Source organism: Paraburkholderia solitsugae (assembly GCF_013177695.1).
In the GTDB taxonomy this organism is placed as follows: domain Bacteria; phylum Pseudomonadota; class Gammaproteobacteria; order Burkholderiales; family Burkholderiaceae; genus Paraburkholderia; species Paraburkholderia solitsugae.
The window spans coordinates 31,253-41,667 of sequence record NZ_WOEY01000039.1 but is presented as its reverse complement, the minus strand read 5'-3'; the positions used below and the strand labels follow the sequence as shown (position 1 = coordinate 41,667).

The 10,415-nt window shown below is 60.0% G+C and carries 11 protein-coding genes; 2 read left to right on the top strand and 9 right to left on the bottom strand.

Annotated features, from left to right (window positions below):
* Positions 1 to 523 precede the first annotated feature (523 nt).
* The gene (gene bfr / locus GNZ12_RS10525) at positions 524 to 1,000 is read left to right on the top strand and encodes a bacterioferritin (RefSeq protein ID WP_121107765.1); all 477 of its coding nucleotides are present in this window, start codon (positions 524 to 526) and stop codon (positions 998 to 1,000) included.
* Between the two features lie 85 nt (positions 1,001 to 1,085).
* On the opposite strand, the gene GNZ12_RS10520 is transcribed toward bfr, so the two are convergent.
* Genes GNZ12_RS10520 through GNZ12_RS10510 form a run of 3 tightly spaced genes read right to left on the bottom strand, consistent with a single transcriptional unit; the run spans position 1,086 to position 2,287 of the window.
* Positions 1,086 to 1,388, bottom strand: coding sequence for a 4Fe-4S binding protein (locus tag GNZ12_RS10520; RefSeq protein ID WP_172310284.1), 303 nt, complete (start codon positions 1,386 to 1,388; stop codon positions 1,086 to 1,088).
* Positions 1,385 to 1,699 (bottom strand): hypothetical protein, encoded by a 315-nt coding sequence (locus GNZ12_RS10515; RefSeq protein WP_172310283.1) that lies wholly within the window; start codon positions 1,697 to 1,699, stop codon positions 1,385 to 1,387. The genes GNZ12_RS10520 and GNZ12_RS10515 overlap by 4 nt, the downstream gene beginning before the upstream one ends.
* Before the next feature lie 12 nt (positions 1,700 to 1,711).
* Entirely contained in the window at positions 1,712 to 2,287 is a 576-nt protein-coding gene (locus tag GNZ12_RS10510) for an RNA polymerase sigma factor (protein WP_172310282.1), read from the bottom strand.
* A 502-nt stretch (positions 2,288 to 2,789) separates the two neighbouring features.
* On the opposite strand from GNZ12_RS10510, the gene GNZ12_RS10505 reads away from it, so the two are divergent.
* Entirely contained in the window at positions 2,790 to 3,458 is a 669-nt protein-coding gene (locus GNZ12_RS10505; protein ID WP_172310281.1) for an RraA family protein, read from the top strand.
* 160 nt (positions 3,459 to 3,618) lie between these two features.
* Here GNZ12_RS10505 and GNZ12_RS10500 read toward each other — a convergent pair whose 3' ends face one another.
* The 6 genes from GNZ12_RS10500 to GNZ12_RS10475 form a co-directional block, all read right to left on the bottom strand.
* Positions 3,619 to 4,653, bottom strand: a complete 1,035-nt coding sequence (locus tag GNZ12_RS10500; RefSeq protein WP_172310280.1) for an L-idonate 5-dehydrogenase — start codon at positions 4,651 to 4,653, stop codon at positions 3,619 to 3,621.
* A gap of 112 nt (positions 4,654 to 4,765) precedes the next feature.
* Positions 4,766 to 6,205: an NAD(P)(+) transhydrogenase (Re/Si-specific) subunit beta gene (locus GNZ12_RS10495; RefSeq protein WP_172310279.1), complete on the bottom strand. Its 1,440-nt coding sequence runs from the start codon at positions 6,203 to 6,205 to the stop codon at positions 4,766 to 4,768.
* Complete coding sequence (locus GNZ12_RS10490; protein WP_120306806.1) at positions 6,202 to 6,534, bottom strand: NAD(P) transhydrogenase subunit alpha; 333 nt, start codon at positions 6,532 to 6,534, stop codon at positions 6,202 to 6,204. The genes GNZ12_RS10495 and GNZ12_RS10490 overlap by 4 nt, the downstream gene beginning before the upstream one ends.
* Positions 6,535 to 6,544: 10 nt before the next feature.
* Positions 6,545 to 7,687, bottom strand: coding sequence for a Re/Si-specific NAD(P)(+) transhydrogenase subunit alpha (locus GNZ12_RS10485; RefSeq protein WP_172310278.1), 1,143 nt, complete (start codon positions 7,685 to 7,687; stop codon positions 6,545 to 6,547).
* Positions 7,688 to 7,874: 187 nt separating this feature from the next.
* On the bottom strand, positions 7,875 to 8,984 hold the full coding sequence (locus tag GNZ12_RS10480) for a porin (RefSeq protein WP_328805979.1): 1,110 nt from the start codon (positions 8,982 to 8,984) through the stop codon (positions 7,875 to 7,877).
* A gap of 123 nt (positions 8,985 to 9,107) precedes the next feature.
* Complete coding sequence (locus GNZ12_RS10475; protein ID WP_172310277.1) at positions 9,108 to 10,316, bottom strand: aspartate transaminase; 1,209 nt, start codon at positions 10,314 to 10,316, stop codon at positions 9,108 to 9,110.
* Positions 10,317 to 10,415 lie beyond the last annotated feature (99 nt).

Below are 10,415 nucleotides of genomic sequence, written 5' to 3'. Positions count from 1 at the left end.
TGCGACGGTATGACTCGCCTCCCATGAGTGCAACCTGGGGAGCCCGTTGCGGTAATTCCGCACGGCGGGTTCTGCGAGGGGGGACGGGTACAAGAGGACAATCCTCAAGGCCCGTCTCTACCCACCATCGATCATTTTCGGGCACCGTTCATTCCGGTTGAAACGGGCGCTTTGCTTTACGATCAAAAAAAGAGAGCGGGCCGCAAGCCATAAGTCGTAGAGGATGCCTACGGTGATCCATGCATGGAGCGCGGGGTAACCATCTATATGCTCGCGGCGCGGCTCGTGACCTGCGGTATCGCGATGCTGCCCGGCGTCAACGCGACGAGCGCGCGATCGATCACAGCGCAGTAACGATTCCGGTTCTCATTTTTAACGTCGCATGAGCAATACACTATGCTGGACTAGTGGTAGCCAACATGCGCGCGTCGACGCTTGAGCAGCGGGCCACATCAGACGGAACAGGTTGCTTGAGCAACGCCCCGCACCTCGATCGCGGGGCGTCACCGGTCAAGGAGGCGATATGCAAGGAGACCCTAAGGTACTCGAATATCTGAACGCGCAGTTGAAGAACGAACTGTCCGCGATCAATCAGTATTTCCTGCACGCCAGAATGTACGGGCACTGGGGCCTGAAAAGCCTTGAGAAGCACGAGTATGACGAATCGATCGGCGAGATGAAACATGCCGATCTGTTGATCGAGCGCATCTTCGTGCTGGACGGCTTACCCAACCTGCAAGACCTGCATAAGCTGCTGATTGGCGAGGAAACGAAAGAAATTCTTGAGTGCGATCTCAAGCTCGAGCAAGTTTCGCAGGCAACTTGTAAGGAAGCGATCGCTTACTGCGAAACGGTTCGCGACTTTGTCTCGCGCGACATCCTCACCCATATTCTCGACGATACGGAAGAGCATATCGATTGGCTCGAGACGAATCTGGAGTTGATCGATAAGGTCGGGATTCAGAACTATCAGCAATCGGGAATGGATTCGCTGAGCTGAGTTCATCTGCTGAGTTCAGCTGCATTGGGTCCTGCCTGTGTGTCCACCTGATTGATGCGAAGCCGCACGGCACTTCGCATCCCACTTACGGCACCCCGAACCTGGCTAACGTAATGGCATGTTCGGGGCATGCCGTTACGCACAAGCCGCATGCCCGGCACGCATCGGCGTTTGGCGTGTACGCGACTTTCATTCCGTGTACGCGCAGCTTGAATCGCTGCAGCGCGCCCAACTGCTGATAGTCAGCCGTGTCGATCCGGCGGATGTCGAAAACGTCCTCGGGACAGACTACCGCGCAATCACCCTTGCCTTCGCACCGCTTAAAATTCACCACGGGAGCAATCACGCCCGCGGGCTGCTTGCAAGTGGATGTCGAAGCGTTGCTCATGCTTGATCCTCGCGGCGCTTGCCGTCAGCGGACGATAGGTTCTTCTGAAAGTTTTCGCGCTCTTCCGGCGTCATCCGTTCCCACCGACGCCAATGCCGGCGTCCGTGGCAACCGCCATGCCCTCGAAATCCGCCAAAGAGAATCCGGCTCAGGATCAACAGGCCCATCGCGTGGAGATAATCGATTGAGCGGCCGCCAATGAATAGCGCTGGGATCACCCAATTCCACAGCGCCATCACCATCCATCCCAGCACGCCAATGCCCACCAGAATCAACAGTGCTTTGGCAAAGAATCTCAGTTTGAAGCTCATCGACCTGCTCCTTTAGATATCCAGTTCGTCATACACGGCTTGCAAGCGAACGCGCAGATGCAGTACGGCGTAACGCTTGCGTGCCAACAGCGTGTTCACGCCAATCCCGCTTTCGGATGCCAGTTCCTTAAAACTGCGCCCCTCCAGCTCATGAGCGACGAAGACGTCGCGCTGATCGGTTGGCAATTCGTTGAGCGCGTCTTGCAGCGCTTCCAGCAGTACTGACCTTGCGTAGACGGCTTCCGGGCCGGCGTCGGTTGCCGGCAGGGCGAGATCCAGTCGATATTCGACGTCGTCGGGGTCGTCGACCATCTCGGTCAGCGGTTGTTCGCGGCGCTTGCGAAAGCGGTCGATGATGCGGTTACGCGCCACCCGAAACAGCCACGCGCTAACCTGTTCAATCGGCGCGGGGAGCCGGTAGGCTTGCACAAACTCGTGAAAGACATCCTGCAAGATGTCTTCGGCTTCACTCTGATCGTGCACGCGGCGCCGGATGAAATTGCCGAGCTTCGTACGCTCACGCAACACAGTTGCAGTGATGTCGTTGTCTCGTTCGACCATCGGGTTCGGGGGGCGCGGCGGTTCCATACGTCTGTAGACGATTCACGCTCAGAAATATTGTCGGCGGCGAGAAAAAGATCGTGCCGCTGCCCGGAGGCGGGTGCCCAGTATCGGTGACGGTGACCCAGTCGCTCTGTTTTCAACGGCGAACCGCTGTGGGCAGCGATCAACCGGGTTCAAGGAACCTTACCCGGAATCGTTGTGCTTTGTGTATGCCGTCACGCCCAGAAGTCCGAACGCACGGTCAGCTTCACGTTACGCCGATCGCCGAACTCGCTATGGAAATTGCCGGGCGGACGAATGTAATAGCCGCGGTTGAAGAGGGCGTTCCTCTGCCAGAGACGTATCTCAGCGCCGCCGCCTCCGAGCATTGCGTTTCATAAGCGTTTCCTATCGTGCAAGAACGAACCCGTCTTGGCGTGATTTGCAGGGGCGAGATACCGTTATATCCGTGTTACAGCGGCGTCGTGCCTACTCGTTCCTGACTTGCACGCGCCGCTCCCCTTACACCCGGAAGCGAAGATCGACCATGTACAAAGCCATCAGGAAAAACCCTTCGGCGGCTCAAGCTGCCGACAAGATCCTTACCGCATTGCGCGACATCCCTGTCTCCGCGCTTAGCGACAACATGCATCGCAACATCGGCAGTGTGGGACTCCACCCCTATCAACGCCCCGGCAAAAAGACGATGGCTGGTACTGCGGTTACTGTGCGCTCGCGAGGCGGGGATAACCTGACTTACCTTCGCGCCCTGGAGTTTTGCCGTCCAGGTGACGTACTGGTCGTGGACGCGGGCGGCGATCTCAACAACGCCGTGGTCGGTGGGATTCTGTCTTTCTACGCAGCCCACATTGGCGTTGTCGGTTTGGTCGTAGACGGCGCGATCCGCGATGTCGCAGAGATCCGTGATCGCGATTTTCCCGTTTACGCGCGCGGGGTCACACACCGGGGGCCGTATAAGGACGGTCCGGGTGAAATCAATGTGTCGGTGTCGGTCGGCGGAATGGTGGTCAATCCGGGGGACATCGTCGTCGGTGATCAGGACGGCTTGCTGGCCATTCCGCAGGATGATGCCGAGCATGTCATTGAAAAAGCGCTAGCCGTGCTGGAAGCGGAGGCTGAGACGATGCAGGCGATGAAAGAGGGCCGCTGGAGCCGCGCGTTTATCGATGCGCTCGAAGCACGATGCAACAACTGAGTAAGGCGGAGAGAGAAGGGCAAAAGCCGGCATCTGCATCGCGACGCCGGCTTTTTTATGATCCTTGATCGTCGTGGGCGTCGTGGGCGTCGTGGGAGTCTTAGGTGGACGCACGGCGACGAACACGGATTGCCGCGTCATCGTCGCCTTATGTGTGCGATCAATCGAAGCTCACCAGCACCTTCATCGACTTTGAACGGTCGCCCGCTGTCTGGAACGCCTTGACCGAATCCTGATACGGGAAAATGCCGGTGATCAAGGGCTTCACGTCGATCAACCCCTTATTCAGCAGTTCGACGGCAACAGCGAATTCTTCGTGAAAGCGGAACGCGCCGCGCAGATCGAATTCCTTGGCGACAATCACGTTGATCGGCAGTGAGATGTCTCCACCGAGGCCGACCTGGACGATTACGCCGCGGGGTTTAAGCACGTCGAACGCACCGCGCAATGCCGCAGCGTTGCCACTCGCCTCGAACAGAACGTCGAAGGTGCCCTTGTCGGCGGCGAACGGCTTGAGCGCGTCTGGCGTCTCTGCGATGTTGAGCGCGAGGTCGGCGCCGACCTTTATCGCGCTGTCGAGCGGCAGCTTGTTCACATCGGTTGCGACGATCATCGCCGCACCGGCTCTGCGTGCAGCCGCCACAATCAACGCGCCGATGGGGCCGCATCCTGTGACGAGCACACGCTTGCCGAGCAGCGAACCCGCGCGTCGAACGGCGTGAAGCGCGACAGAGAGCGGTTCGGCCATCGCGGCTTCCGCATCGCTCAACGAGTCCGCCACGATGTGCGCCTGTGAACGGTCGATCACGATTTCCTGCTGGAATGCGCCCTGCACGTGCGGTGTGCGCATGGCGCTGCCGTAGTAGCGCATATCCAGACAGTGATTCTGCAACCCTTGCTGACAGTATTGGCATAGACCGCACGGCCGGCTCGGGCTGATTGAGATCCGTGTGCCGGCCGGCATATCTGTCACGCCAGGTCCCACACGCGAGACGGCGCCCGAGACTTCATGGCCGAGCACCATGGGTTCCTTGATGCGAACCGTGCCGAAACCGCCATGATTGAAGTAGTGAAGATCGGAGCCGCAGATACCGCCGGCCCGAACCCGGATCAGCAACTGGTTGGCTTCCGGTTCAGGCGTGGGAACGTCCTCGATGCGCAGATCGAGTGGTGCGTGAATGACAAGTGCATGCATGGTAAGTGCCTATAACGGTGAATGCGGGATCAGCACGCTATACGGTAGCGTTTAAAGGCCCAGTCGACAAAGAGCGATGTTGTCTGGGCCGATAGTCGCCGCTTATGGATGCTCACTCGAGCGCCTTGGTCATGTTCTCGATAACCTTCTTGGCGTCCGAGAACACCATCATCGTTTTGTCCATATAGAACAGATCATTGTCGAGCCCGGCGTACCCGGACGCCATTGACCGCTTGTTGACGATCACGGTGCGTGCCTTGTAAGCCTCGAGAATCGGCATGCCGGCGATCGGCGACGCCGGGTCTGTTTTTGCGGCGGGATTGACGACGTCGTTGGCGCCGAGGACGAGTACAACATCGGTCTGGCCGAACTCCGCGTTGATGTCGTCCATTTCGAATACCTGTTCGTAGGGTACTTCCGCTTCGGCGAGCAGCACGTTCATATGACCCGGCATCCGGCCAGCCACCGGATGGATCGCATACCGGACGTCGATACCCTTGTTCGTGAGCTTGTCGGTCAACTCCTTCAGCGCATGCTGGGCTCGCGCGACTGCCAATCCATAACCTGGAACGATCACGACGGATTCCGCGTTGCCGAGCAGGAAGGCGGCATCGTCGGCGGAGCCGGATTTGACCGGCCGCTGTTCCCGCTTTGCGCCGCCCTCAGCCGCGGCTTCAGCGCCGAAACCGCCGAGCAACACGCTGAAGAACGACCGGTTCATCGCTCGGCACATGATGTAGGAAAGAATCGCGCCCGAAGAACCGACCAACGATCCGGCAATGATCAGCATGGGGTTGTTCAGCGAGAAGCCGATGCCCGCCGCAGCCCAGCCCGAGTACGAGTTGAGCATCGAGACGACGACCGGCATGTCGGCGCCGCCGATCGGAATGATGATCAGCACGCCAAGCGCGAACGCGATCGCCGTCATGACGATGAAGGGCAACCATGACTGCGTCAGAAAGAACGCAATCCCGAAGCCGACCATCGCGATCGCCAGCATCAGGTTGATCAGATGCTGGCCGCCATACACGACCGGCGCGCCCTGAAAGAGCCGGAACTTGTACTTGCCCGAGAGTTTGCCGAAGGCGATCACGGACCCGGAGAACGTGATCGCGCCGATAAAGGTGCCAATGAACAACTCGACGCGATTGCCATGCGGCAGCTCGCCGCCAATTGGGGCCAGTCCGAAAGCGGACGGCTCGGAGACCACCGCATAGGCAATACACACGGCGGCGAGCCCGATCAACGAGTGCATGGCCGCAATCAGCTCGGGCATTTTGGTCATCTCGACGCGCGCCGCAACAACCGTGCCGATCGCACCGCCGATGATCAGCGCGACGACGAGCACCGTCAGTCCAAGCATCAGGTCCGAGCCGAGCGAAGACGCCTGTTTCGCAATCAGCGCAATGGTCGTCAGAATGGCGAGCGCCATGCCGACCATGCCGAAGGCATTACCCAGCCGCGCGCTTTTCGGATTCGACAGCCCCTTGAGCGCCTGAATGAAGCAGACGGAGGCGACGAGGTACAACAAGGTGACGACATTCATGCTCATCGCGCGACTCCGTTGGCTTCGTTTGCGGCAGCCTTTTTAGGCTCTTTTTTCCTGAACATTTCAAGCATGCGGCGCGTCACGAGAAAGCCGCCGAATACATTGACCGCCGCGAGCGCCACGGCGAATGCGCCGAACGCCTTGCCGGTGCCGCCCACGGTCAGTCCCGCCGCCAGCATGGCGCCCACAATCACGATGGCGGAGATCGCGTTGGTGACGGCCATCAGCGGCGTATGCAGGGCAGGGGTCACGTTCCAGACAACGTGGTAACCGACATAGATCGCCAGAACGAAAGTGATGAGATTGGTGGTGGTATGAGTGATGAGTTCCATGGCGGTCTCCTTATGCCGTTTTCAGCATCGCGGCGTCGTGACCCAGCAAGGTGGCCGCAACAATATCGTCGCTGGTATCGATCTTCAGATTGCCGTCGGTATCGATGATCAGTTTCAGAAAGTCGAACACGTTGCGTGCGTAGAGCGAAGAGGCATCCGTTGCGGCCATGGCTGGCAGATTCGTATAGCCGGCGATGTGCACGCCGTGGCGTAGCACCACCGCATCCGCTTCTGTCAGTGGGCAGTTGCCGCCGCGCCTGTCGCCCACGCTTGCCCCTCTGCCTGCGGCCAGATCGATGATCACCGAGCCCGGTTTCATCTCACGTACCGTCTCTTCGTTGAGCAGCGTGGGGGCGGTGCGCCCCGGAATCAGCGCGGTTGTAATCACGATATCCGCCAGTTTGGCCTGCTCATGGACCAGCGCACCCTGGCGTGCGATCCACGAGGCCGGCATGGGGCGTGCGTAGCCGCCTACACCTTGGGCGGCTTCTCGTTCTTCGTCGGTTTCGCACGGGACGTCGAGAAACTTTGCGCCCAGCGATTCAATCTGTTCCTTGACCGCGGGGCGCACGTCCGACGCCTCGATCACCGCACCCAGTCGCTTTGCCGTGGCAATTGCCTGCAGGCCCGCGACGCCTGCGCCGAGAACGAGTACGCGTGCCGCTTTGACGGTGCCCGCAGCGGTCATCAGCATGGGCAGGAACCGTTGATACACACTCGCCGCCAGCAGCACGGCCTTATAGCCGGCGATATTGGCTTGCGACGACAGCACGTCCATGCTCTGCGCGCGAGTCGTACGCGGAATCGATTCGAGTGCGAACGCGGGTATGCCTGCGGCGCGAATTCGAGCGACCTGATCCACATCGAACGGATTAAGCATGCCGACGAGAATCGCGCCACGCTTCATGTGCTGGAGTTCGGTTTCTGTCGGTGTCTGTACTTTGAGTACGAGATCGGCGGCGAATGCTTCGGCTTGGCCAACCAGCGTTGCGCCGGCCTGTGCGTAGGCCGTGTCGGGGAAATGAGCACGCTCGCCTGCCGTGCTTTGCACTAAAACGATATGCCCTTGCGCGGTGAGTTTTTTGACTGTTTCCGGAGTACCGGCGACACGTGTCTCGCCGGCGCGGCTTTCGGCAGGGATGCCGATTCTCATGACTGTTCCTCCTGGGATGGATGGACGGAATGGGCGGATTGGCGGATTGGCGGTTCGAGGGCCGCCTTCTCATCCTGGCGCTGCGCATTGAGGTTCGGGACAGGACTGCGCGTCCCGATGTTGTTTGGCCTTCGGAGAGGTCTGCCCGCATCGGGCGACACCGAACAGACGTTCAACGCTGCGAATCCTAGAACTTGTGACGCAGACCGATCGTGGCTTCGAACAGCGAGTTGAAGCCATAGAACGGCTGGTTCGAGCCGGAGGCGGCAGCGAGGGTCGTCCATGCGCCAGTGAGGTGGTTGTAGTCGGCGCCGATATAGACATCGGTGCGCTTGCTCAGGAAGTAGTCGAGCGTCGGGCCGGTGGTGATGCGCGTGCCACTCTGGCTCGCGTGGTGGACGAAGTCGATGTAGAACGGCAGATCGAGCACGAGTGCTGGTGTGATGTAGTACTGGAGCGCGGTGGAGAAGGAGTCGTTGCGATAGTCGGCCGGATAGACGTGGCTGTAGATATACGAGCCGAACACCTTCGCCGCGCCGAAGTTATAGGTTGCGCCCGCGGTGAAGATCTTTTGCGAGCTGTCCGGGATCGTCACGCCGAAGTAGGTACTGCCATAGGTGCTGGTCGCAGGTGTCAGGCCGCCGATGTCGTTCACGACCTGGTAGGCCGCGCCGACGCTCAAGGGGCCGTGGTCATAGGAGAGGCTAACAGCCGGCGACGAGTTCTGGTGAATACTGCCCGCTACTCCGCCAAACGTATACGCGCTCTTGAGGGTGAAGCCGGCAAGCGTCGGCGAGGTGTAGCGCACGGTATTGTCCAGACGGCCGCCGCCGGTTAGTCCGGCGCCCTGAAAGCCGATTGTGCCGGTGTAATTGGCGAACGCATAGATATCGTGCGTCCATCCCATTTCATGCACGAGGGTGTATTGCCGGCCCATCGTCAACGTGCCGTAAGGGCTGCTGAGCCCAACCATTGCGGTCCGGCCGAACAGGCGGGGAGTGCCGGACGGCGTGGATTGCTGCGTCACGCCGGTATTCGGTGTGAAGCCGCCTTCGAGTTGGAAAATGGCGGCCATGCCGCCGCCGAGATCCTCGGTTCCTTGCAGACCCCAGCGACTACCCTGAATCTCACCGCCGCTGCCCATCGTGAAAAGCTTCCCGCCGGACTTGTTCTGGTGGGTGTCGTAGCGCACCGCTTCGTCGATGATGCCGTATAAGGTGACGCTCGACTGCGCGTGCGCGATTCCAGAGATTGCCAGTCCAAAACCAGTTAGTATGCCTAAAGTATGCTTTTTCACGAGTAGATCCCCTTGCAGATTGACGAAAAATGGAAAACTCCAAACCGACTGCCGCGTCCTCTCGGCGCGGCATGTCTTTTTTGCAAAGCGACGACGCTACGTATTCACGTCGTCGCCATACTTTCAGGTCAGTGCGGCGACCGCGGCGGCAATCTTCCTGCAACCCTCATCGATGATCTCGATGCTCGTGGCGATCGACATCCGGAAGAAAGGTGAAACGCCATAGGCCGATCCGGCAACCAGGGCAACGCCGGCGTGCTCGAGCAGATACAGAACGACATCCGCGTCGCCCTCGAGGCGCTTGCCTTGCGGCGTGGTGCGGCCGATCATGCCGCTGCAATTGACATACAGATAGAAAGCGCCACCCGGCGTTTTGCAACTGATGCCGGGAATCGCGTTAAGCGCTTCGAGCGCGTGGTCACGGCGTGCCTTGTAAGTCCGCACGGATTGCTCCACGAACGTCTGGTCGCCGTTCAGCGCGGCGAGCGCCGCGGCCTGGCTGATCGAGCTGGCGTTGCTGGTGGATTGGGACTGAAGCGTGTCCATGGCCCCGATCAGATCGGCGGGGCCGGCGGCGTAGCCGATGCGCCATCCGGTCATCGCGTAGGTCTTGGACACGCCGTTGACGACCAGGGTGCGCGAACTGAGTTCGGGTTCGATCGACAAGAGGTGTTGTGATGCAACGCCTTCGAAGCGGATGTGTTCGTAGATGTCGTCCATCATCACCAGCACGTGCGGATGACGCAGCAGCACGTCCGCCAGGGCGCGCAGTTCTGTGGCGCTATAAGTCGCACCGGTCGGATTGGTCGGCGAATTGATGATCAGCCAGCGCGTGCGTGGCGTGATCGCCGCTTCGAGGGCGGCGGGCGTCAGTTTGAAGCCATCTTCCTCGGTGCAGGGCACGATGACCGGTTTGCCGTCGCAGGCGAGCGCCATGTCCGGGTACGACACCCAGTACGGGGCAGGAATCAGGACTTCATCGCCTGCTTCCACAGTGATGGCGAGCGCGTTGAAGATTGCGTGTTTGGCGCCACACGTCACGATGATGTGTTTTGGATCGTAGGTGAGACCGTTCTCGCGTTGCAGCTTTGCGGCGATGGCGGCGCGTAACGCCGGCGTGCCTGCGGTTTGCGTATAGCGTGTCTCGCCACGCTCCATCGCTTCGAAAGCGGCCTGGCGAATGTGCGCCGGCGTGTCGAAATCGGGTTCGCCGACCACGAGGTTGACGATGGTTTTTCCCTGCCGCCGCAGTTCGGCGGCCCGGTCGGCCGCGGCGCTGCTCGGTGAAGGTTTGATTCGCTGGACGCGGGCGGCAATTCGCGATGCACTCACACTTGACTCCTCAACGGCATTTGACGAGCCTTCACATTAAGCGCGCGAAAAAGTTCAAGCCAAGACGTCTTTCCGCTGGCGCAATAACATCCACTTATG